This window comes from Streptomyces sp. NPDC048420 (genome assembly GCF_040651535.1).
Lineage (GTDB): Bacteria > Actinomycetota > Actinomycetes > Streptomycetales > Streptomycetaceae > Streptomyces.
The window spans coordinates 45,144-67,916 of record NZ_JBEZKG010000035.1; the positions used below are offsets into that span (position 1 = coordinate 45,144).

The following is a 22,773-nucleotide window of genomic DNA, read 5'->3' on the forward strand; positions in this document are numbered from 1 at the left end:
CGTCCGGGTGATGGTCCGGCAGGGGCGCTTCAGGTCCGGGAGGGCCGGGTCAGAAGAGGCCGGTGTCGGCGAAACGCAGCACCAGCTGGGGTGCGCCCGAGAGGGCGATGCCCACGACTCCGGTCAGGGCGAGCGCGGCCGTAAGAGGGACGGGGACTCGGTGTGTGGCGGGTTCGCCCTCGGGGGCCCGGAACAGCAGGGTCGTCCACTGGAGGTAGTAGAACAGCGCGATCACGACGTTGACGGCCATGACCACGGCGAGCCAGCCGAGGCCCGCGTCGACGGCGGCCGAGAAGACGGTGACCTTCGCGAACAGGCCGATGATGCCTGGTGGCAGCCCGGCCAGGCAGAGCAGGAAGAAGGCCAGCAGGAGGGCGGCGAGCGGGTTGGTGGCGTAGAGACCGCGGTAGTCCGAGATGCGGTTCGCGGCCTTCGTACGGCCCACCAGGGCAGCCACCGCGAAGGCGCCGAGGTTCACGGCGGCGTACATGAGGGCGTAGGCGACGGTGGAGCCGACGGACCGCTCGGCGTCATCGGAGTACGCGGCGGCGGCGATCGGGACAAGGAGGTAGCCGGCCTGGCTGACGGAGGACCAGGCGAGCAGGCGTACGGCGCTGTACGCGCGTGTGGCCTGTTGACGCAGGGCGCCGACATTGCCGACGGTCATGGTGAGGGCGGCGAGGGCGGCGAGTGCCGGGCCCCAGACGTCGGCGTACGACGGCAGGGCGACGACGGTGACGAGGATCAGGCCGGAGAAGCCGACCGCCTTGCCGACGACCGACAGGTAGGCGGCGATCGGGAGTGGCGCGCCTACGTAGGTGTCGGGCACCCAGAAGTGGAAGGGGACGGCGGCCGTCTTGAAGGCGAAACCGACGAGGGTGAGGACGACGCCGGTCTGGGCGAGGGTGTGGAGCTGGCCGTCGACGCGCTGGATGCGGTCGGCGACCTGGGTGAGGTACAGGGTGCCCGTGGAGGCGTAGACGAAGCTGATGCCCATGAGGCTGACCGCGGTCGCGGTGACCGAGGAGAGGAAGAACTTCAGGGCCGCCTCGGAGGACTTCCGGTCGCCGTGCCGGATGCCGACGAGGGCGAAGGCGGGCAGGGAGGCGACCTCCAGGGCGACGACGAGGGTCGCCAGGTCGCGGGAGGCGGGCAGGAGGGCCGCGCCGGCGGCCGAGGAGAGCAGCAGGAACCAGTACTCCCCTTCGGGGAGTCCCTTGTCGGCGTCCTTGAGGGTGGTGACCGACAGGAGGGCCGCAAGGAGGGCGCCGCCCAGGACGAGGAACTGGATGACGAGCGTGAAGCGGTCGGCCGTGTAGCTGCACACATGTGTGTCGCCGGTCAGGCAGAAGGTGCTGCGGTCGCCGTCCAGGAGGGGCAGCAGCAGAAGCGCTGAGGCGGCCAGGCCCGTGACCGACAGCCAGCCGAGCAGGGCCTTCTTCTGTTCGCCGACGAAGAGGTCGGCGACAAGGACGACGAGTCCGACGACCGCAGCGACGGTGGGCGGCGCGATGGCGAGCCAGTCGACGGACTGGACGAGGTTCGCGGCCATCACGGCCGAGGGCTCTGCCGAAGAGGCGAACGGCTGGGCCATGGCGGCCAGGGTGCTCATCGGTTGCCTCCTGCGAGGAGCTGCTGCACGGCCGGGTCGGTCAGGCCCAGGAGAGCCTTCGGCCACAGGCCCGCTACGACGGTGAGGGCGACGAGCGGGGTCCAGGCCGCGAACTCGTACGTGTGGACGTCGTCGAGGCGGGGGGCGTCCTGCGGGACGGCACCCATGCAGACGCGCCGGACAACGACGAGCATGTAGGCGGCTGTGAGGAGGGTGCCGAAGGCGCCGATCGCCATGAAGGTGAGGAAAGCTGGGCGGCTGAGGTCGTCGGCGGGCTTGAAGGCGCCGAACAGGGCCAGCATCTCGCCCCAGAATCCGGCGAGTCCCGGCAGGCCGAGCGAGGCGACCGCGGCGAAGGCGAGCAGACCGCCGAGGCGCGGGGCCTTGCCGTAGAGGGCGGCGCCGGTCTCCTCGGCCAGGGTGTCGAGGTCTGTGGTGCCCGTGCGGTCCTTCAGCGCGCCGACCAGGAAGAACAGGAGGCCGGTGATGAGGCCGTGGGCGATGTTGGCGAACAGGGCGCCGTTCACGCCGGTCGGGGTCATCGTGGCGATGCCGAGCAGGACGAAGCCCATGTGGCCGACGGAGGAGTAGGCGATGAGGCGCTTGAGGTCGCCCTTCGCGCCCCGCTTGGCGAGGGCCAGGCAGGCCAGGGATCCGTAGATGATTCCGACGACGGCGAAGGCGGCGAGGTAGGGCGCGAAGTCACGGAAACCGTCGGGAGCGATCGGCAGCAGAATACGGACGAACCCGTACGTACCCATCTTCAGCAGGACGCCGGCCAGCAGGACCGAGCCGACGGTCGGTGCGGCGGTGTGGGCGTCGGGCAGCCAGCTGTGCAGCGGCCACATCGGGGTCTTGACCGCGAGCCCGACGCCGATCGCCAGAACGGCGATGACCTGCACGGATGCGGTCAGTGACCGGCCGTTGTCAGTGGCGAGTGCCACCATGTCGAATGTGCCCGCCTTGATCCCGATCAGGAGCAGGCCGAGCAGCATGACGACCGAGCCGAGCAGTGTGTAGAGGATGAAGCGCCAGGCGGCGGCCTGACGCTCCTCGCCGCCCCAGCGGGCGATGAGGAAGTACATCGGGATGAGCACCATCTCGAACGCGAGGAAGAACAGCAGCAGATCGAGGACGGCGAAGGTCGCGAGGGTGCCGGACTCCAGGACGAGCAACAGCGCGACGAAGGCCTTCGGAGAGGGGCCCGAAGGCATCTTGAAGTAGGAGTACAGCGCGCACAGGAAGGTCAGCAGCGCGGTCAGGACCAGAAGGGGGAGGGAAATGCCGTCGACGCCGAGGTGGATGCGCACGTCGAGTGCGGGGATCCAGCTGATGTCGGTCGTGGCCTGCATCTTCGACGGATGGTCGTGGTCGAAGCCGAGCGCGAGGACGACCGCGGCGATGAGGATCACGCCGGTGACGGTCACGCCGTGCCGCAGTACGGCCTGGTCGGGAGACTTCCCCTTCAGTCCCGGCGGGGCGGGCAGCAGAGCCGTGACCGCGCCGAGGAGCGGGCCGGCCACGATCAATGCCAGAAGGAACTGCATCACGGACTCGTTGATATCGATCACGCCTGCTCACGCTCCCGTGGCGACGAGGACGGCGGCGACCGCGAGGACGACGGTGCCGGCGAGCAGCGCGCTCACATAAGTCTGCAGATTTCCGGTCTGGGCGCGTCGTACGGCGGCACCCAGCCAGCGGGGCAGCGTGCCCGCACCCCGTACGTAGGTCTCGACGACCTCGCGGTCCAGGAACCGGACGAGGGTTGCTCCGGCCTGGACCGGGCGGACGAAGACGGCCGTGTACAGGGCGTCCAGGTGGAAGCCGACGGCCGCGTGGCGGTGCAGGGGGCCGAGCAGCAGCCGTCCGGGGTCCGCGGGATCGGGTGCGTAGGCCACGTCTCCGTACGCGGGCTCGTGGGTGGCGATGGCCTCGGCCTCGACGAGTCCCGCGTCGCCCTCGGGGTGGGCGGCGACCGCTCCCAGCGGGGCACGGGCGGCGAGCGCGCTGGTGTGCCGCCAGGCGGCGTAGGTGAGGAGGCCGCCGACCAGGGCCACCCCCGTGCCGACGACGGAGGTGGTGAGGGTCGGGGTGAGGTCGCGGCCGTCGAACCAGTCGGGCAGCACGCGGTAGGCGAAGGCGCCTAGGGCGAGGGAGGGGGCCGCCAGGACCCACAGCACCACGTTCATCGTCAGTGGCTGGCGACCGTGGTCGGGGGCCTCGGCGCCCCGCCCGTGGAAGGCCAGCAGCCACAGCCGTGTCGCGTACGCGGCGGTGAGCAGGGCCGTGAGGAGGCCGGCGACCAGGGTGATCCAGCCCGCGCCGCCGGGTGCGTGCTCGGTGTGGCCGGTGGCCACGTGCTCGGCGGCGCCGAGCACGGACTCCTTGGAGAAGAAACCGCTGAAGGGCGGGATCGCGGCGAGCGCGAGGAGCGCCACGGTCATCGTCCAGAAGGCGTCGGGCACACGGGCGCGCAGGTCCTTCATGCGGGACATGGCGGCCAGCGAGTTGGTGCCGGCGGCGTGGATGACCACGCCGGCCGCGAGGAACAGCAGCGCCTTGAAGGCGCCGTGGGACAGGAGGTGGAAGACGGCGGCACCGCGGTCGCCGACGGCGAGGGCGCCGGTCATGTAGCCGAGCTGGCCGATCGTCGAGTAGGCGAGGACGCGCTTGATGTCGTCCTGGGCGAGCGCGGCGAGACCCGAGCCGAGCATCGTGACGGCGGCCATGACGGCGAGGATCACCATCGCGGCCTGGGAGGCCTCGAAGACCGGGAGGAGACGGGCGATGAAGTAGACACCGGCGGCGACCATCGTCGCCGCGTGGATCAGTGCGGAGACGGGCGTGGGGCCCGCCATCGCGTCGGGGAGCCAGGTGTGCAGCGGGAACTGGGCCGACTTGCCCGCCACCCCGGCGAGCAGGAGCAGGGCGATCAGGGTCGGGTGGTCGAGTCCGCCGCGCGCGACGGTGTCGAGGACCTTCGTGATCCGGAAGGAGCCCGCGTCGGTGGCCAGTGCGAACAGGCCGATCAGGAAAGGGACGTCACCCAGCTTGGTCACCAGGAAGGCCTTGAGGGAGGCGGCGCGGGCCTCCGGGGTCTCCCAGTAGTGGCCGACCAGGAAGTACGAGCAGATGCCCATGATCTCCCAGCCGACCAGCAGCACCATCAGGTCGCCCGAGTAGACGACAAGCAGCATCGCGGAGGTGAAGAGGGAGACGAGAGCGGCGTACGAGGGGTAGCGCGGGTCGTCCCGAAGATAGCCGGTCGAGTAGATCTGCACACAGGTGGCGACGAAGGCGACCAGGACGGCGACGAGGGCGGCGAAGCCGTCGATGTGCAGGGCGAGTTCGATCGGGACCGAACCGGTCGGCGTGAGTTCGGTGGCGGCGTTCACCGTCTGGTCGCCGCCCTGGCGTGCGGCTACCACCGTGGCGAGCGCGAGGGCGGCCAGTGGCGGTAGGACGGCGAGCGGCCGGACGAAGGCGGGGGCAGTGCGGCCGAGGAGCAGGCCGGCCGCGGCGCCCAGGAAGGGAAGGAGGGGGACGAGGACGGCGAGGTTGGTCGTGGTCACGCGGTGGCCTCAGCCTTCCCGGTCCGCCCGGACCGTGCGGTCTGCTCGGCCGCGTCGGCAGCGCCGTCGGAGTCGTGGGGGCCGTGAGGTTCGTGGCCCTCGGCCGTGTCGCGGAGCTTGTCGATGTCGGCGGTGCCGCGGTTGCGGTGGACGGCGAGGACGATCGCGAGGCCGATGCCGATCTCGGCTGCGGCGATGGCGATGGTGAACAGGGTCAGGGCCTGGCCGGAGTGCAGGGTCTCCTCGGCTGTCCTGCTGAGCCAGACATCGAAGGCGACCAGGTTCAGGTTGACGGCGTTGAGCATCAGCTCGACCGACATCAGGACGAGGATCGCGTTGCGGCGGGCGAGGACGCCGTACAGACCGGTGCAGAAGAGGAGGGCGGAGAGTACGGCGGGATAGGCGAGGTGCATCAGCGGGCGCCTTCCTGTGCGGCCGACCCTGATCCCTCGGCGGGCTTGGTCGCCTGGGCTGGCTCAGTTGCTCCGGCCGAGGCGGTTCCCTTGACCGGCCCAGTTCCCTTGACCGAGCCATTTCGCCCGATCGGGTGATTACGGGAACCCGGGACGGATGGGGAACTACCGGTCGCAGCTCGGGAGTTCACAGGGGGAGAGCTCGACTCCGCCTTCGCCTTGCGGGACAGGACGATCGCGCCGACCAGCGCCGCGAGGAGCAGGACGGAGAGGGCCTCGAAAGGGAGGACCCAGTTCTGGAAGAGGCTCGCTCCGGTGACCTCGGTGGAGCCGGCGGCAGGACCGTCCAGGTCGATCCAGGTGGTGCGGAAAGCGTCGACGACCACCCAGACCAGGGCGGCCGCCGCGCCGAGGGCCACGGTGAGGGCGGCCCAGCGATTCCCGGAGTCCGCGTCAGGGGAGCGGCCGATGGGGGCCTTGGTGAGCATCAGACCGAACAGAAGGAGGACGACGACGGAACCGACATAGATGAGGACCTGCACCCACGCGATGAACTCGGCGGTGAGCAGGAGGTATTCGACGGCGAGACCGCCGAGGGCCACCACCAGCCACAGGGCGGCGTGCACCAGCTGCCTGGTGGTGACGGTGACGATCGCGGCGCCGAAGGTGACCAGGCCGACGAGCAGGAAGGCGATCTCGACGCCGGTCGGGGAGAGGAAGCCGTGGGTTTGGGCGGCGCCGGTGGTCAGCGCGGGGTGCGCCAGCGTCGCGGTGGCTGCGGCGAGGCTCACGAGGTGCCTCCCTCAGGAGCGGTCGGCCCCGACTGTGGGCCTGGCTGCGACTGTGGACCCGGCTGCGACTCCGACGGCGGGCCCAGCTGTGGTCCGGACTGCGGTTCCGCCTGCGTGGCCGCCAGCTTGTCGGCGGTCTTGCGGGCGGCCGCGACCTCCTTCGGTTCCTCCGCGCCGGGGTCGAGGGCCGGCGGGGCCGGGACGGTCCACATCCACTCGCGGAGCTTGTCCCGCTCGTGGGTGAGGTCGCGGATGTCGGTCTCGGCGTATTCGAACTCCGGGGACCAGAACAGGGCGTCGAAAGGACACACCTCGATGCAGATACCGCAGTACATGCACAGGGAGAAGTCGATGGCGAAGCGGTCGAGGACGTTGCGACTGCGCTCGCGGCCGCCGGGGGTGGCCGCCGGGACCGTCTCCTTGTGGGAGTCGATGTAGATGCACCAGTCGGGGCACTCACGGGCGCAGAGCATGCAGACCGTGCAGTTCTCCTCGAACAGGCCGATCACTCCGCGGGTGCGGGGCGGGAGGTCGGGCTGGGTGTCGGGGTACTGCTCGGTCACGGTCTTCTTCGTCATCGTGCGGAGAGTGACCGCCAAGCCCTTGGCGAGGCCGCTGCCGGGGATGCGGGGCCGGGTGGGCGGGAGAGGCTCAGCCATAGCTACTGGATCACCACCTTGACGATGCCGGTGAGGGCGATCTGGGCGAGGGAAAGGGGGACGAGGAGGGTCCAGGAGAGCTTCTGGAGCTGGTCCTCGCGCAGGCGGGGGTAGGTCACGCGGAGCCAGATGACGACGAAGGCGAGCACGGCCGTCTTGAGGAGGGTCCAGACCCAGCCGAGACCGTCGGCGCCCCAGGGGCCGTGCCAGCCGCCCAGGAAGAGGACGGTGGTGAGGCCGCACAGGACGACGATCCCGGCGTACTCGGCGAGGAGGAACAGGGCGAAGCGGAGACCGGTGTATTCGGTGTATGCGCCGAAGATGATCTCCGAGTCGGCGACGGGCATGTCGAAGGGAGGGCGCTGGAGTTCGGCGAGGCCGGCGACGAAGAAGACGATCGCGCCGACGATCTGCCAGGGCACCCACCACCACTCGAAGGCGTCGAGGATGCCGGGGAGGGAGACGGTTCCGGCCGCCATCGCCACGGAGGCGGCGGTGAGCAGCATCGGGAGTTCGTAGGCGAGGAGCTGTGCGGCGGTGCGGAGGCCGCCGAGGAGGGAGAACTTGTTGGCGGAGGCCCAGCCGGCCATGAGGGAGCCGAGGACACCCACGCCCATCACTGCGAGCACGAAGAACACGCCCGCGTCGACGACCTCCCCGACGGCGCCCTCGCCGGGGCCGATCGGGATGGCGAGGAGGACGAGGAGGTAGGGCAGGAGGGCTACGGCGGGGGCGAGTTGGAAGACACGGCGGTCCGCGCCCGCTGGTACGACGTCTTCCTTCTGGGCGAACTTCACGCCGTCCGCGACGAGTTGGGCCCAGCCGTGGAATCCGCCGGCGTACATCGGGCCGAGGCGGCCCTGCATGTGGGCCATCACCTTGTGCTCGGTCTGGCCGATGATCAGGGGGAAGGTGAGGAAGACGACGAAGACGATCAGGAGTCGCAGGGCGACGTCGAGAGCGTCGTTCACTGCGGGCCTCCGGCGGGCTTGTCGGGGTGGGGGGTGTCGCGGGTCGGGGGCTCGTCCGGGGTGGAGTCGTCGGGGCCCGGGTCGGGATCGCTCCGGCCTGAGTCGACGCCCTCGGGGTTCGGGCCGCTGTCTTCGGGGGCGGGGACGGGCTCTTCAGGTCGTCCGGGCGCTTCGGGGTCGCCGGGGGTCTCGGTGCCGCCGGGGGTCCCGGGGCCGTCGGAGGTCCCGGAAGGGTGGGGCTCCGCAGGAGGGCGGGACCCCGAGGAAGGGCTGGGGGCTTCGGAGGCCCTGGGGGGCTTGGACTCCTGGGAAGGCTCGCTGTCCTCGGGAACTTTGTGCCCCGGGGAAGGATCGGGCGCCGCAGAAGTCTCGAGCTCCTCGGAGGCCTCCCGCTCCACGGAAGCCCCGCGCTCCACGGGGAACCTGGGCTCCGACAGAACTTGGCCCTGATCGGGAGTCTTGGGCTCCGAAGGAACCTTGGGTTGCTCAAGACTCGCGGGCTCCGAAGGAACCTCGGTCTGCTCAGGACTCCCGGGCTCCGAAGGAACCTCAGTCTGCTCGGAGTGCTCGGTGGCGTCCGTCTTCTCGGGGGTGGGAGTTCGCGCGGTTTCCGGGTCGTCGAAAGCCGGGCGGGCGTGATGCCACGGTGCGTCCGGGCTGCGGGGGGTGGTGGGGGCCTTCGGGGGGGCGGGGTTCGTGCCCGTGTCGCCGGGGGACGACTCGGAGCCGGTCGTCGCGCGCTGGCTCGCGGAACCGGTCGAGGCGCTGCGCGACCGACGGGGTCCGGCCGGGGCGCTGCCCGCCGCTCCCGTGTGCCGCGGTGCGGGAGCGTCCGGGGCAGAGGTGTCGGAGGTCGGCGCGGACGAGTTTGGCAAGGGGGCGTCTGCCGAGGAAGGAGGCAAGCCGGTCGCCGGGGCGTCCGACTCGGGTGCACTGCCGGCCAGGGGTGCCGAACCTCCCCCGGTGCCTTCGGTTCCGGGTTCTGTCTGGCTGGCCGAGCCCTGCGAAGCGGTACGCGTACGGCGGGGCACGCTCGTCGGCGAAGCCTCCGGACCACCGTCCGTCGCCTCCGTCACCCCGGGCGCGGTCTGGCTCTCCGAGCCCTCGGCGGCGGAACGGGTTCGACGTGGGCCAGCCGCCGCAGTTCCGGTCCCGCCGCCCGACGCCTCCGCCTGACTCGCCGACCCTTCCGCAGCCGTACGCGCACGACGCGGACCAGCACCCGCCGCACCCGCCGCACCCACAGAACCCGCCGCTCCAGAACCCTCCGCCTGACTCGCCGAACCCTCCGCAGCCGACCGCGCACGACGGACCGGACGGTCGCCCGTGGCTCGGGGTGGGCGGTCGGAGGGGGTGCGGGTTGGGCGGGTTGGGGCTGGGGGGAGTTGGCCTTTCAGGGGGCCCCATTCGTTGGGGTCGGGGACTCCTGGGGGGAGCATCTGGCGGCGTTTGGGGCCGCCGTGTGCCGCACCCGCCGCAGGCTCCCCCGGTTCCTTGGCGCCGGGCCAGGACTTGGCGACGCGGGCGGCCAGGACGAAGTCCTTGCGGAGGGGGTGGCCCTCGAAGGTCTCCGGGAGGAGGAGGTGGGCGAGGGCGGGGTGGCCCTCGAAGGTGACGCCGAACATCTCGTGGGTCTCGCGCTCGTGCCAGGCGGCGCCCGCGTAGATGTCGACGGCGGTGGGGAGTACGGGCGTCTCGTGGGAGATCGTCGTGCGGAGCAGCAGGCGCCGTACCGGGGAGAGGGCGGCCACGTGGGCGGCCACGCGGAAGCCGGTGCCGGGTTCGTCGACCGCGCTGAGCCAGTCGAAATAGGTGCAGCCCAGTTCGTCGCGGGCGACGCGCAGTGCGGTGAGCCAGGTCGTGGGCGGGACGTCCACCGTCAGGACCTCGTAGGACTCCTCGGCGGTGGCGTCGGGGCCGAAGAGGTCCTCGGCGGGGGCGGGGAGCCAGCCCACAGCAGCAGTCACGTGGCGTCTCCCTCAGCCGGTGCGCCAGCGGCAGGACTGCCGGCAGCGCCAGAACCGCTGGAAGACTCCGGACCGCCCGCAGCGCCAGAAACCCCGGAAGGCTCCGGCGGCTTCACCAACCCGCTCTGCAGTGCCGCCACCGACGCACGGCCCCCGGTCACCCCGTACCGCTCCCCCAGCGACTCCCGGGCGATCTTCTCCTGGAGCTTCAGGATGCCCTGGAGCAGGGCCTCCGGGCGCGGCGGGCAGCCGGGGACGTAGACGTCGACGGGGATGATCTGGTCGACGCCCTTCGTCACCGAGTACGAGTCCCAGTAGGGGCCACCGCAGTTGGAGCAGGCGCCGAAGGAGATGACGTACTTGGGCTCGGGCATCTGTTCGTAGAGGCGCTTCACGGCCGGGGCCATCTTGTCCGTGACCGTGCCGGAGACGACCATCAGGTCGGCCTGGCGCGGGCCCGGCGCGAAGGGGATGACTCCGAGGCGGATGAAGTCGTGGCGGGCCATCGACGCGGCGATGAACTCGATGGCGCAGCAGGCGAGGCCGAAGTTGAAGACCCAGAGCGAGTACCGGCGGCCCCAGTTGAGGATCACCTTCATCGGTTCGGGGGCGAGGCGGGCGAGGGCGCCCAGCCGTTTCGGCTCCGGGAGCAGAACGGGCTCCGAGGGGGTCACGTCCATGCCAGGACACCCTTCTTGTACGCGTACAGCAGGCCCACGGCGAGGAAGCCCAGGAAGATGAACATCTCCACGAGGGTGGTCGCGCCGTAGCCGTCGGCGGCGAACACCGTCGCCCACGGGAACAGGAAGATCGAGTCGACGGCGAAGATGACGTACAGGAAAGCGTAGACGTAGTAGCGGACCTGGGTGTGGGCCCAGCCCTCCCCGACGGGGTCGACTCCGCACTCGTACGTCAGGAGCTTCTCGGGAGTGGGGACCACGGGTCGCAGCAGGCGGCCGGCGCCGAAGGCGACCGCGACGAACAGGACGCCGACGACGGCGAGCAGTCCGACGACCGAGTACGACTGGAAGTAGTCCGCCGCGACGACGGTCGGATCGACGACGGTTGCATCGACGACGGTCGGTTCCGGCACGTCCGCCCCTCGCTCCCTGTGGACACCGCTGCGTGAACACCGCTGAACGCTGAACACCGCTGTTCGACGATCTGTACGCACGGGAGTCTAGGCCCTCGTAAAGGCGCAGTAAGCAGCCCGTCACCCCAGGAAAGGCATCCGGAAGACCGGGGTGGGGTTTTCCCCAGCACATCGCGGCGGCCCGCCTCATGGCGCCCGGCTCTCTCGCGCGGCACGCTAGCCCATATGACCGAACGCCACTCCTCGCCGAGCCGTGCCGTGACCGCCACAAAGAGCAACGAGGGCGGGCGGCTGCCGCCGGCCCGTTTCGCCTACGGCGCGCACACCTGGAAGGAGATCGCGCACCTCCTGGCGAACCTTCCCGTGTCGATCTTCGGCTTCACCTACGTCGTGACGGTGCTGTTCACCGGATTCTGGCTGACCGTCACGGTGATCGGGTTCCCGCTGCTGGCGGCCGGGCTGCTGGGTGCCAGGCAGCTGGGCAAGATGGAGCGGGCGCGGGCCCGGGGGCTGCTGGGGGTGCGGGTGGACGAACCGAGTCCGCTGCCGTGGCGCACCAAGAACAGCGGCAACGGCTTCTTTCCCCAGCTGTGGATGGGGATCAAGGACCCGGTGGGCTGGCGGACGGTGCTGTACGAGTTCATCCGGCTGCCGTGGGGCGTTGTCACCTTCACCATCACGCTGACCTCGTTGTTCGTGCTGTGGCCGGTGCTGCCGTTCATCGCGCGGGGCCTCGCCAACGTGGACCGGGCGATGGTGCGCGCTCTGCTGTCGCCCTCCGACGAGCTGGAGCGCCGTATCGCGGAACTGGAGTCGGACCGGGGAGTCGTGGTGGACGCGGCCGCGTCCGACCTGCGGCGCATCGAGCGGGATCTGCACGACGGTGCGCAGGCCCGGCTGGTCAACCTGGCGATGGGGCTCGGTCTCGCGAAGGAGAAGCTCCTGGAGGACCCGCAGTACGCGCAGGCGATGGTCGAGGAGGCGCACGGCGAGGTGAAGCTGGCGCTCCAGGAGCTGCGGGACCTGGCGCGGGGCATCCATCCGGCCGTACTGACCGACCGCGGGCTCGATGCCGCCCTCTCGTCGGTCGCCTCGCGCTGCACGGTGCCGGTGAAGGTGACCGCCGACCTCGACTCGCGGCCGGTCCAGGCGATCGAGGGCATCGCCTATTTCACCGTCTCCGAGCTGCTGCAGAACATCAGCAAGCACAGTGGGGCGCGGTCGGCGTCGGTCGACGTGTGGCGGGCGGAGGACCGGCTGCTCATCCAGGTGTGGGACGACGGCCGCGGCGGCGCCGACCTCGACGGCGGCACGGGTATGCGCGGGCTCGCGGAACGCCTTGACGCGGTGGACGGCCTGTTCGTCATCGACTCCCCGCCGGGCGGCCCGACGGTCGTCACGGCGGAGCTGCCGTGGCGGGACCGGGCGCCCGAAAGGCCGTAGCAGCCGAAGCGGGGTAGGGAAAACCCCCCTTCCAAGACGCCGACGGCCTCCATGGTCCGTTGAGCTGCGGCCCAGCAGGGTGGAGGTACGACACCGGTTACGACTCCACAGGCGCGGGACGAGAGAAGAAGGACGACGTCGATGGCCACGGACTACGGGTACGACAGCGGGCTCGGGTTCCCCGAGGAGGTGCGGCGGCGCCGGTTGCCGGCCGGGCTGCGGGCGCCGTTCGAGGGGCGGACCTGGCGGGAGTTCGGCTATGTGCTGCTGAGCCTGCCGATCAGCGTCCTGCTGTTCACGTACGCCGTCACGATGGTCTCGCTCGGTGCGGGCCTCCTCGTGACCTTCCTCGGCATTCCGGTCTTCGCGGCCGGACTCGCCGGATGCCGTGGGCTCGGGGCGCTGGAGCGGGCGCGGGCGCGGGGCCTGCTGGGCCTGGAGGTCGGTGATCCGGAGCCGCTCAGGATGCGGAAGTCCGGGTTCATGGCGTGGATGGGGGCGGTGCTCAAGAGCGGGACCTCGTGGCGGACGCTGCTGTACTCCGTACTGCACCTGCCGTGGGCGATCTTCTCGTTCGTCGTCGCGGTGAACTTCTGGGTGTACGGCTGGGCGCTGCTGACGTATCCGCTGTGGTTCTGGCTCTTCCCGGTGTACGGCGGTCAGGACGGGCTCCAGCTCTACGGCGACGAGACCCACCACATCTACCTGGACAACCCGTTCGAGATCACCGTGACCGCGCTGGTGGGGCTGTTGTTCACGCTGGCCACGCCGTGGATCGTGCGGGCGCTGACGACGGTGGACCGGGTGATGGTGCACGGGCTGCTCGGGCCGACCCGGCTGTCGGCGCGGGTGGTGGAGCTGGAGTCGGACCGGGGGGTCGTGGTGGACACGGCGGCTGCGGACCTGCGTCGGATCGAGCGGGATCTGCACGATGGTGCGCAGGCCCGGCTGGTGGCGCTGGCGATGGATCTGGGGCTGGCGAAGGAGAAGCTCTCGGAGGATCCGCAGGCGGCGGCGCGGATGGTGGACGAGGCGCACGGTGAGGTGAAGACGGCGCTGCAGGAGCTGCGGGACCTGGCGCGGGGGATTCATCCGGCGGTGCTGACGGACCGGGGGCTGGACGCTGCGCTGTCCTCCGTGGCGTCGCGGTGCACGGTGCCGGTGCAGGTGGAGGTGGATCTGCCCGCCCGGCCGGCGCCGGCGATCGAGGGGATCGCGTACTTCACGGTGTCGGAGCTGCTGCAGAACATCAGCAAGCACTCCCGTGCCACGTGGGCGGCGGTGGATGTGTGGCGGGTGGAGGACCGGCTGCTGCTTCAGGTCGTGGACAACGGGGTGGGTGGGGCCGATGTGTCCTCCGGGTCCGGGCTTGCGGGGCTGGCGGAGCGGTTGGATGCGGTCGACGGGATTCTGGTGGTGGACTCGCCGGTTGGGGGGCCTACTCGGGTGACCGCGGAGTTGCCTTGGCGGGGGGATCGGGTGTGACGGGTTCCGGTTCCGCGTGAGCGGGCGGTGGGGGTTTCGCCCCCGCCGCCCTTACCCGTCCCATCCCCCAGGGGCGCTGCCCCTTCGACCCCGAACCCCCTGGGGGCTGCGCCCCCAGACCCCGGTCGGCCCGAAGGGCCTCGTCCTCAAACGCCGGACGGGCTGAGAAAGGCCCCCTAATCCCGTTGCCCGCACCCCTCCGCATCCGAATGCTGGAATGCTGGACTTGTCCGGCGGGCGGGCAGGGTGTGGGCTGGGGGGCCGAGAGTCGTGGAGGACAGGGTGCGGGTGGTCATCGCCGAGGATTCAGTGCTGCTGAGGGAGGGCCTGACCCGGTTGCTGACCGACCGCGGGCACGACGTCGTGGCCGGTGTGGGCGACGGGGAGGCGTTGATCAAGACCATCGGTGAGCTGGACGCACAGGGCGAGCTGCCCGACGTCGTGGTAGCCGATGTGCGGATGCCTCCGACGCACACGGATGAAGGCGTGCGAGCGGCCGTACAACTGCGCAAGGCACATCCCGGACTCGGGGTACTCGTACTGTCGCAGTACGTGGAGGAGCGGTACGCCACCGAGTTGCTGGCCGGGTCCAGTCGCGGGGTGGGGTACCTGCTCAAGGACCGGGTCGCGGAGGTGCGTGAGTTCGTGGACGCGGTGGTGCGGGTCGCCCAGGGCGGTACGGCCCTCGATCCCGAGGTGGTCGCCCAGCTGCTCGGACGCAGCCGTAAGCAGGACGTGCTCGCCAATCTCACGCCCCGGGAGCGGGAGGTGCTCGGGCTCATGGCCGAGGGGCGGACCAACTCGGCCGTCGCGCGGCAGCTCGTGGTCAGCGACGGGGCCGTCGAGAAGCACGTCAGCAACATCTTCCTGAAGCTCGGCCTTTCGCAGAGCGACGGGGACCACCGCAGGGTGCTGGCCGTCCTCACCTATCTGAACTCCTGAACCACCCGACCCACCATGCAGAGCCGAAGAACCGCAGGACGAGAGGGAGCGTCTTCAACGAAAGCGCCGGGGGGCGTGTAAATCGTGACAAGTCAGGGTGCCGTAGCGTCTCAAAACCACGTCCATCATGCGAATGGCCGAGGGAAGCCGACCCCTGCGGTCGTAGGGTTGATCCTGGGAAGGCCTGCGGGAAGGCCGCTCCCGAACAGCCGCCCAGAGGGAGGTCCAGTTCAGTGACCAGTCAGGTCAGCAGCCCAGCGGAGCAGGCCGACGAAGCCGTCGTGGGAGAGCAGCGCAAAGAGACCGGCGTGAAGGACGTCCGCCGTCTCGACCGGGTGATCATTCGTTTCGCGGGCGACTCCGGTGACGGGATGCAGCTCACCGGTGACCGTTTCACCTCGGAGACGGCGTCCTTCGGCAACGACCTGTCCACCCTTCCCAACTTCCCCGCCGAGATCCGGGCTCCTGCCGGAACACTGCCGGGTGTCTCGTCCTTCCAGCTGCACTTCGCCGACCACGACATCCTCACTCCAGGCGACGCGCCGAACGTCCTCGTGGCCATGAATCCGGCGGCGCTGAAGGCGAACATCGCGGACCTGCCGCGCGGTGCGGAGATCATCGTCAACACGGACGAGTTCACCAAACGGGCGATGCAGAAGGTGGGGTACGCGGCCTCGCCGCTGGAGGATGGATCGCTCGACGGTTACAGCCTTCATCCGGTCCCCCTGACCACGCTGACCGTCGAGGCCCTCAAGGATTTCGACCTCAGTCGCAAGGAGGCCGAGCGCAGCAAGAACATGTTCGCGCTCGGCCTCTTGTCGTGGATGTACCACCGGCCCACCGAGGGCACGGAGAAGTTCCTGCGCACCAAGTTCGCGAAGAAGCCTCAGATCGCCGAGGCGAACCTGGCGGCGTTCCGCGCGGGCTGGAACTTCGGTGAGACCACCGAGGACTTCGCCGTCTCCTACGAGATCGCCCCGGCGACGAAGGCCTTCCCGGTCGGCACCTACCGCAACATCTCCGGGAACCTCGCGCTGTCCTACGGGCTGGTCGCCGCGTCTCAGCAGGCGGATCTGCCGCTGTTCCTGGGCTCGTACCCGATCACCCCGGCCTCGGACATCCTGCACGAGCTGAGCCGGCACAAGAACTTCGGTGTACGGACCTTCCAGGCCGAGGACGAGATCGCCGGGATCGGCGCGGCCCTGGGCGCGGCCTTCGGCGGTTCGCTCGCGGTGACCACGACCTCCGGTCCGGGCGTGGCCCTGAAGTCGGAGACCATCGGCCTCGCGGTCTCCTTGGAGCTGCCGCTCCTCGTCATCGACATCCAGAGAGGCGGGCCGTCCACCGGTCTGCCCACCAAGACCGAGCAGGCGGACCTGCTCCAGGCGATGTTCGGGCGCAACGGTGAGGCGCCGGTGCCGATCGTGGCCCCGCGCACCCCGGCCGACTGCTTCGACGCGGCGCTGGAGGCGGCCCGCATCGCGCTGACCTATCGCACCCCGGTGATGCTGCTCTCCGACGGCTACCTGGCCAACGGCTCGGAGCCCTGGCGGATCCCGGAACTGGACGAACTCCCGGACCTGACCGTGCAGTTCGCGCAGGGCCCGAACCACACCCTGGACGACGGCACCGAGGTCTTCTGGCCCTACAAGCGCGACCCGCAGACCCTCGCCCGGCCCTGGGCCGTGCCCGGCACACCCGGTCTCGAACACCGCATCGGCGGGATCGAGAAGGAGGACGGGTCGGGCAACATCTCCTACGCCCCGGCCAACCACGACTTCATGGTCCGTACCCGCCAGGCCAAGATCGACGGGATCGCCGTACCGGATCTGGAAGTGGACGATCCGCACGAGGCGCGCACCCTGGTGCTGGGCTGGGGATCGACGTACGGGCCCATCACGGCGGCGGTACGACGCCTGCGCACGGCCGGCGAGTCGATCGCGCAGGCTCATCTGCGCCACCTCAACCCCTTCCCGCGCAACCTGGGCGCGGTGCTGAAGTCGTACGACAAGGTCGTCATCCCGGAGATGAACCTCGGGCAGCTCGCCACGCTGGTGCGGGCGAAGTACCTGGTCGACGCGCACAGCTACAACCAGGTCAACGGCATGCCGTTCAAGGCCGAACAGCTCGCCACGGCTCTCAAGGAGGCCATCGATGGCTGAGACGTCCACGGAAGGCACGGGCACGATCGAGGCACTCTCCCTCGTCCCCAAGGCCGAGGCCCGCCAGAGCATGAAGGACTTCAAGAGCGACCAGGAAGTCCGCTGGTGCCCCGGCTGCGGTGACTACGCGATCCTGGCGGCCGTCCAGGGCTTCATGCCGGAGCTGGGACTGGCCAAGGAGAACATCGTCTTCGTCTCGGGCATCGGCTGCTCGTCGCGGTTCCCGTACTACATGAACACGTACGGCATGCACTCGATCCACGGGCGGGCGCCGGCGATCGCGACCGGCCTCGCCTCCAGCAGGCGGGACCTGAGCGTGTGGGTGGTCACCGGTGACGGTGACGCGCTGTCGATCGGCGGGAACCACCTGATCCACGCCCTGCGGCGGAACGTGAACCTGAAGATCCTGCTCTTCAACAACCGGATCTACGGCCTCACCAAGGGCCAGTACTCCCCCACCTCCGAGGTCGGCAAGATCACGAAGTCGACGCCGATGGGCTCGCTGGACGCCCCCTTCAACCCGGTGTCCCTCGCCCTCGGCGCGGAGGCGTCCTTCGTGGCGCGGACGGTGGACTCCGACCGCAAGCACCTCACGTCGGTGCTGCGCGAGGCGGCCGCCCACCCCGGCACCGCGCTGGTCGAGATCTACCAGAACTGCAACATCTTCAACGACGGTGCCTTCGAGGTACTGAAGGACAAGCAGCAGGCCGAGGAGGCGGTGATCCGCCTGGAGCACGGGCAGCCGATCCGTTTCGGCGGGGACCTGTCCAAGGGTGTGGTCCGGGACGCGGCGACGGGTGACCTGAAGGTGGTGCCGGTGACTCCGGAGAACGAGTCCCAGATCCTCGTCCACGACGCCCACTCCACGTCCCCGACCACCGCCTTCGCCCTGTCCCGCCTGGCCGACCCGGACACGCTCCACCACACGCCGATCGGGGTGCTGCGGTCGGTGGTCCGGCCGGTGTACGACACGCAGATGGCGGACCAGCTGGATTCGGCTGTTGAGCAGAACGGCAAGGGGGATCTGGGGGCGTTGCTCGCCGGCGGCGACACCTGGACGGTCGTCGGCTGACGGAGCCGGAGACACCGAGGGCCCGGATGCAGCACGGCATCCGGGCCCTTCGCCGTTCACACGTCGGGGATGTCCCTCCTGGCGCGAAGTCTCGCGGGTGACGACGGCGATGCGTTCGTAGTCGGCGCGGGCGGCGTCCGAGGGGAGAAGGGGGTCCAGGTCGGCGGTGGCTTCGGTGCCGATGACGGCGAAGCGGCCGTCGCTCAGTTCGAAGATGCCAGGGCAGGTCTCCATCGATGCAGGTCCCTGAAGGTGCTCAGGGCGTCGGCGCATCTGATCGTGGGAAGGGAGCGCTCAGGCGCGATTCCGTGCCGCGTCGTACGCCTCGCGCGCCCCCTGCACCGCCCCCATCCTCCTCGCGGTCCACTCCGCGAGCCCCCGCACCTGTTCCGCCGCCTCGCGGCCCAGGTCGGTCAGGGAGTAGTCGACGCGGGGCGGGATCACGGGGTGGGCGTCCCGGTGGACCAGGCCGTCCCGTTCCAGGGTCTGCAGGGTCTGGGTCAGCATCTTCTCGCTGACCCTTCCGATCGCCCTGCGCAGTTCGCTGAAGCGGTGCGGGCGGTCGAGGAGGTGGATCAGGACCAGGACACCCCAGCGGCTCGTCACGTGCTCCAGGACCATGCGGTGGGGGCACATCGTCTCGCCCGTCGCCGCCTCCGGGAGAATCTGCTCAGCACTTACCGTCATGCCAGTACCTTACTTCAAAGTGGGTACTTTCGCAGAGTTAGCGCATCCCCTATGGTTAGTGCCAACGCACCCCACAAGGAGATCGCACATCATGAGCATCGTCGTCACCGGAGCCACCGGAAACCTCGGCCGCCACGTCGTGGAGCAGCTGCTCGAGAAGGTCCCGGCCGAGCAGATCACGGCCGTCGTCCGCACCCCGGAGAAGGCCGCCGACTTCGCGGCGAAGGGTGTGAAGATAGCCGTCGCCGACTACAACAGCCCCGAGACCTTCGACAGCGTCTTCGCGGCCGGCGACAAGGTGCTGCTGGTCTCCGGCAACGAGTTCGACAAGGGCCGCCCCGGCCAGCACCAGGTCGTCATCGACGCCGCCAAGGCCGCGGGCGTGGCGCTGCTCGCGTACACCAGCGCCCCCGGCACCCTCACGGCCGCGCTCGCCGACGACCACCGGGCCACCGAGGAGGCGCTGCTCGCCTCCGGCCTGCCCTACTCGCTGCTGCGCAACGGCTGGTACAACGAGAACTACACGGAGAACCTCGCCCCCGTCCTGGAGTACAGCGCGGTCGTCCAGGCCGCCGGTGACGGCCGCATCTCCTCCGCCTCGCGCGCCGACTACGCGGCCGCCGCCGTCGCCGTGCTGACCGGTGAGGGGCACGAGAACTCGACGTACGAGCTCGGCGGCGACGAGGCCTGGGGCTTCGCCGAGTACGCGGCCGAGGTCAGCAAGCAGACCGGCAAGGAGATCGCCTACAACGCCGTCTCCGTCGAGGCCTACACCGGGATCCTGACCGGCGCCGGGCTGCCCGGGCCGCTCGCCGGGATCCTCGCCGGTGTCGACGCCTCCATCGAGAAGGGCGAGCTGGTCGTCTCCTCCGGTGACCTGTCCCGCCTGGCCGGCCGTCCCACCACCCCGATCTCCGAGTCCATCGCGGTCGCGCTCAAGGGCTGACCTACTCCCCGGCAGTCCCTGGGTGCGCCACCCCCGCCTGTCATGACCGTATAGCGATACGGGCATGACAGGCGGGGGTGCTCGGCGTTACCTTCGTGCGGGCGAGGACGGTGCGAGGAGGAGGGTCCGTGAAGTCGAGGGGCGAGGGGCGCATAGGTCTGCTGAACGGCTTCGCCGCGTACGGCATGTGGGGGCTCGTGCCGCTGTTCTGGCCGCTGCTCAAGCCCGCCGGGGCTGCGGAGATCCTCGCCCACCGGATGGTGTGGTCGCTCGCCTTCGTCGCCGTCGCGCTCGTGGTCGTCCGGCGCTGGGCCTGGGCCGGTGAGCTGCTGCGGCAGCCGCGCAGGCTCGCGCTCGTCACCGTCGCCGCCGCCGTCATCACGGTGAACTGGGGCGTCTACATCTGGGCCGTCAACAGCGGGCATGTGGTCGAGGCCTCGCTCGGGTACTTCATCAATCCGCTCGTCACCATCGCGATGGGCGTGCTGCTGCTGAAGGAGCGGCTGCGGCCGGTGCAGTGGATGGCGGTGGGGGTCGGGGCCGCCGCGGTGGTCGTGCTCACCGTCGGGTACGGGCGGCCGCCGTGGATCTCCCTCACGCTCGCGTTCTCCTTCGCCACGTACGGCCTGGTCAAGAAGAAGGTGAACCTCGGCGGGGTCGAGTCGCTGGCCGCCGAGACCGCGATCCAGTTCCTGCCCGCGCTCGGCTATCTGCTGTGGCTGAGCTCGCGGGGCGACCTCAGCTTCGCCACCGAGGGCCCGGGACACGCGGCGCTGCTCGCCTCCACCGGCATCGTCACCGCGCTCCCCCTGGTCTGCTTCGGCGCCGCGGCGATCCGGGTGCCGTTGTCCACGCTGGGGCTGCTGCAGTACCTCGCCCCGGTCTTCCAGTTCCTGCTCGGCATCTTCTACTTCCACGAGGCCATGCCGCCCGAGCGCTGGGCCGGGTTCGCGCTGGTCTGGCTGGCGTTGTCGCTGCTCACCTGGGACGCCCTGCGCACCGCGCGGACGCTCAGGAGGGAGATCGCGAGGCCCAGCACCACCATGACGACGGGCACCGCCGGCGCCGTACGGAAGGCGGAGAGCCTGGCCTCGGGTCCTGAGCCGCTGGACTCGCCCGCCGCGAGGCCGTAGACCGCCGTCACCGTCGAGATCCCGATCGCCGAGCCGAACTGGGTCGCCGTGTGCAGCAGCCCGCTCGCAATGCCGTGCCGCAGGACCGTCAGTGACCTACTTCGCCGCTATAAGTGACTCCATGACGGAGACAACACCCGTACCGCTGCACTGGAAACTGGTCGTCGACGCCGCCGACCCGCACGCCCAGGCCGACTTCTGGGCCGCCGCGCTGCACTACACGATCGAGGACAACGACGCGCTGATCCAGCGGCTGCTGGAGCTCGGCGCGCTGCCGCGCGAGGACACTGTCGAGTGGCACGCCAGGCTGGCTTTCCGGAATCTGGTCGCCGTACGGCATCCGGACGATCCGTACGACAAGGACAGCGGCACCGGTCTGGGGCGGCGGCTGCTCTTCCAGCGCGTGCCGGAGCCGAAGACAGTCAAGAACCGGCTCCATCTCGACCTGCACCCCGGGGAGGGGAGGCGTCCGGCCGAGGTGGAGCGGCTGACGGGACTCGGGGCGAGGGTGCTGCGCGAGGTCAGCGAACCCTCGGGGGCGTGGGTGGTGATGACGGATCCGGAGGGGAACGAGTTCTGCGTCCACTGATCGCGTCCGGGTCCTGCGGTCCGGTATGCGAACTCCCTGACCGGATTCCGCCCTTGACGGTGAGTCAACCTCAGCTTCACCATCCAGGCACCCATTCGCTGTGGAGTCCCTGTGAGTTCGGGGATTCCCATGGAATTCGGAGCCCCCCACATGAAGCTCTCGGTTCCCGGACGCGTCACGGCCACCGCCGTCGTCGTCACCGTCTCCCTCCTGGCCGGCGGATCCATAGCCGGCGCGGCCCCCGCGGGACAGCCCGCGGTGGCCGCGGCCCCGGACATCCCGGTGGCCAACGTGAAGGCGCATCTGACCCAGCTGCAGTCCATCGCCACCGCCAACGGCGGCAACCGCGCGCACGGCCGTACCGGGTACAAGGCCTCGCTCGACTATGTGAAGGCCAAGCTGGACGCGGCCGGATTCACCACGACGGTCCAGCAGTTCACGTCCTCGGGCCGCACCGGCTACAACCTCGTCGCGGACTGGCCGGGCGGCGACACCAACCAGGTGGTCATGTCCGGCTCGCACCTGGACAGCGTGACGGCGGGCGCGGGCATCAACGACAACGGCTCCGGTTCGGCGGCCGTTCTGGAGACCGCACTTGCTGTCTCCCGGGCCGGCTACCAACCCACCAAGCACCTGCGGTTCGCGTGGTGGGGTGCGGAGGAGCTGGGCCTGGTCGGGTCGAGGTACTACGTCAACAGCCTGTCCACGGCGAATCGTTCACGGATCAGCGGCTACCTCAACTTCGACATGATCGGCTCGCCGAACCCCGGTTACTTCGTCTACGACGACGACCCGGCCATCGAGAAGACCTTCAAGGAGCACTACGCCGGTCTCGGCGTCCCGACCGAGATCGAGACCGAGGGGGACGGCCGCTCCGACCACGCGCCGTTCAAGAACGCGGGCGTGCCGGTGGGCGGGCTGTTCAGCGGGGCGGACTACACCAAGACCTCGGCGCAGGCCGCCAAGTGGGGCGGGACCGCGGGGCTGGCCTTCGACCGCTGCTACCACTCGTCGTGCGACACCACGGCCAACATCAACGACACGGCCCTGGACCGCAACAGCGACGCGGTGGCGTACGCGGTGTGGGAGCTGTCGCAGTAACAGGGGTTCCTGGGCTAAGGCCCTTCTGACGGATCAGCGCGGGCCGGGGAGCGGCGTCCGGTGCGTGCGAGCGTCGTGCGGGGTGGAGGGTCATGTGGCGGAGTCGCCTGGCCCTTCGCCCCGTGCGGCGAGCGT

General features: G+C 70.1%; 20 protein-coding genes and 1 pseudogene. 9 read left to right on the forward strand and 12 right to left on the reverse strand.

What is annotated here, in order from left to right; translation table 11 throughout:
- Window positions 1–49: 49 nt before the first annotated feature.
- The 10 genes from AB0D34_RS41555 to AB0D34_RS41600 are packed head-to-tail and all read right to left on the reverse strand — an operon-like array spanning window position 50 to window position 11,078.
- Window positions 50–1,612, reverse strand: coding sequence for an NADH-quinone oxidoreductase subunit N (locus AB0D34_RS41555; protein ID WP_362671964.1), 1,563 nt, complete (start codon window positions 1,610–1,612; stop codon window positions 50–52).
- Window positions 1,609–3,183: an NADH-quinone oxidoreductase subunit M gene (locus AB0D34_RS41560; RefSeq protein WP_362671966.1), complete on the reverse strand. Its 1,575-nt coding sequence runs from the start codon at window positions 3,181–3,183 to the stop codon at window positions 1,609–1,611. The genes AB0D34_RS41555 and AB0D34_RS41560 overlap by 4 nt, the downstream gene beginning before the upstream one ends.
- Window positions 3,184–3,189: 6 nt before the next feature.
- Window positions 3,190–5,184 carry an NADH-quinone oxidoreductase subunit L gene (locus tag AB0D34_RS41565; RefSeq protein WP_362671968.1) on the reverse strand — a complete coding sequence of 665 codons (1,995 nt, stop codon included), beginning with the start codon at window positions 5,182–5,184 and terminating at the stop codon, window positions 3,190–3,192.
- Window positions 5,181–5,597: an NADH-quinone oxidoreductase subunit NuoK gene (gene nuoK, locus AB0D34_RS41570; protein WP_362671970.1), complete on the reverse strand. Its 417-nt coding sequence runs from the start codon at window positions 5,595–5,597 to the stop codon at window positions 5,181–5,183. Before nuoK ends, AB0D34_RS41565 begins: the two co-directional genes overlap by 4 nt.
- Window positions 5,597–6,388 (reverse strand): NADH-quinone oxidoreductase subunit J, encoded by a 792-nt coding sequence (locus AB0D34_RS41575; protein WP_362671973.1) that lies wholly within the window; start codon window positions 6,386–6,388, stop codon window positions 5,597–5,599. The genes nuoK and AB0D34_RS41575 overlap by 1 nt, the downstream gene beginning before the upstream one ends.
- Window positions 6,385–7,047 (reverse strand): 4Fe-4S binding protein, encoded by a 663-nt coding sequence (locus AB0D34_RS41580; protein ID WP_362671975.1) that lies wholly within the window; start codon window positions 7,045–7,047, stop codon window positions 6,385–6,387. The genes AB0D34_RS41575 and AB0D34_RS41580 overlap by 4 nt, the downstream gene beginning before the upstream one ends.
- A 2-nt stretch (window positions 7,048–7,049) precedes the next feature.
- Window positions 7,050–8,018: a complex I subunit 1 family protein gene (locus tag AB0D34_RS41585; protein WP_362671978.1), complete on the reverse strand. Its 969-nt coding sequence runs from the start codon at window positions 8,016–8,018 to the stop codon at window positions 7,050–7,052.
- A complete protein-coding gene (locus tag AB0D34_RS41590; protein ID WP_362671980.1) occupies window positions 8,015–9,985 on the reverse strand; it encodes an NADH-quinone oxidoreductase subunit C in 1,971 nt (656 codons plus the stop codon). The genes AB0D34_RS41585 and AB0D34_RS41590 overlap by 4 nt, the downstream gene beginning before the upstream one ends.
- Window positions 9,982–10,665: an NADH-quinone oxidoreductase subunit B family protein gene (locus tag AB0D34_RS41595; RefSeq protein ID WP_362671983.1), complete on the reverse strand. Its 684-nt coding sequence runs from the start codon at window positions 10,663–10,665 to the stop codon at window positions 9,982–9,984. The genes AB0D34_RS41590 and AB0D34_RS41595 overlap by 4 nt, the downstream gene beginning before the upstream one ends.
- Entirely contained in the window at window positions 10,656–11,078 is a 423-nt protein-coding gene (locus tag AB0D34_RS41600) for an NADH-quinone oxidoreductase subunit A (RefSeq protein WP_362671985.1), read from the reverse strand. Before AB0D34_RS41600 ends, AB0D34_RS41595 begins: the two co-directional genes overlap by 10 nt.
- A 225-nt stretch (window positions 11,079–11,303) precedes the next feature.
- Here AB0D34_RS41600 and AB0D34_RS41605 point away from each other — a divergent pair, with 225 nt between their 5' ends.
- The 5 genes from AB0D34_RS41605 to AB0D34_RS41625 all read left to right on the forward strand — a co-directional run bounded on the left by AB0D34_RS41605 (window position 11,304) and on the right by AB0D34_RS41625 (window position 18,182).
- A complete protein-coding gene (locus AB0D34_RS41605) occupies window positions 11,304–12,521 on the forward strand; it encodes a sensor domain-containing protein (protein WP_362671988.1) in 1,218 nt (405 codons plus the stop codon).
- A gap of 141 nt (window positions 12,522–12,662) precedes the next feature.
- Window positions 12,663–14,006 carry a sensor domain-containing protein gene (locus tag AB0D34_RS41610; protein ID WP_362671990.1) on the forward strand — a complete coding sequence of 448 codons (1,344 nt, stop codon included), beginning with the start codon at window positions 12,663–12,665 and terminating at the stop codon, window positions 14,004–14,006.
- 282 nt (window positions 14,007–14,288) lie between these two features.
- The gene (locus AB0D34_RS41615) at window positions 14,289–14,948 is read left to right on the forward strand and encodes a response regulator transcription factor (protein ID WP_362672024.1); all 660 of its coding nucleotides are present in this window, start codon (window positions 14,289–14,291) and stop codon (window positions 14,946–14,948) included.
- Window positions 14,949–15,181: 233 nt separating this feature from the next.
- A complete protein-coding gene (locus tag AB0D34_RS41620; protein ID WP_362671992.1) occupies window positions 15,182–17,110 on the forward strand; it encodes a 2-oxoacid:acceptor oxidoreductase subunit alpha in 1,929 nt (642 codons plus the stop codon).
- Complete coding sequence (locus AB0D34_RS41625; RefSeq protein WP_362671994.1) at window positions 17,103–18,182, forward strand: 2-oxoacid:ferredoxin oxidoreductase subunit beta; 1,080 nt, start codon at window positions 17,103–17,105, stop codon at window positions 18,180–18,182. Before AB0D34_RS41620 ends, AB0D34_RS41625 begins: the two co-directional genes overlap by 8 nt.
- Before the next feature lie 56 nt (window positions 18,183–18,238).
- On the opposite strand, the pseudogene AB0D34_RS41630 reads toward AB0D34_RS41625, so the two are convergent.
- Together AB0D34_RS41630 and AB0D34_RS41635 are read right to left on the reverse strand one after the other, a co-directional pair.
- Window positions 18,239–18,455 (reverse strand): annotated as a pseudogene (locus tag AB0D34_RS41630) (hypothetical protein).
- A 21-nt stretch (window positions 18,456–18,476) separates the two neighbouring features.
- Window positions 18,477–18,869, reverse strand: a complete 393-nt coding sequence (locus tag AB0D34_RS41635; RefSeq protein WP_362671996.1) for a helix-turn-helix domain-containing protein — start codon at window positions 18,867–18,869, stop codon at window positions 18,477–18,479.
- Window positions 18,870–18,960: 91 nt separating this feature from the next.
- On the opposite strand from AB0D34_RS41635, the gene AB0D34_RS41640 reads away from it, so the two are divergent.
- The 4 genes from AB0D34_RS41640 to AB0D34_RS41655 all read left to right on the forward strand — a co-directional run bounded on the left by AB0D34_RS41640 (window position 18,961) and on the right by AB0D34_RS41655 (window position 22,638).
- On the forward strand, window positions 18,961–19,815 hold the full coding sequence (locus AB0D34_RS41640; RefSeq protein WP_362671998.1) for an SDR family oxidoreductase: 855 nt from the start codon (window positions 18,961–18,963) through the stop codon (window positions 19,813–19,815).
- Window positions 19,816–20,000: 185 nt separating this feature from the next.
- Window positions 20,001–20,948 carry an EamA family transporter RarD gene (gene rarD, locus AB0D34_RS41645; protein ID WP_362672027.1) on the forward strand — a complete coding sequence of 316 codons (948 nt, stop codon included), beginning with the start codon at window positions 20,001–20,003 and terminating at the stop codon, window positions 20,946–20,948.
- 121 nt (window positions 20,949–21,069) lie between these two features.
- Complete coding sequence (locus tag AB0D34_RS41650; RefSeq protein ID WP_362672000.1) at window positions 21,070–21,537, forward strand: VOC family protein; 468 nt, start codon at window positions 21,070–21,072, stop codon at window positions 21,535–21,537.
- A gap of 150 nt (window positions 21,538–21,687) precedes the next feature.
- The gene (locus AB0D34_RS41655) at window positions 21,688–22,638 is read left to right on the forward strand and encodes a M28 family metallopeptidase (RefSeq protein WP_362672002.1); all 951 of its coding nucleotides are present in this window, start codon (window positions 21,688–21,690) and stop codon (window positions 22,636–22,638) included.
- Window positions 22,639–22,773: the final 135 nt, after the last annotated feature.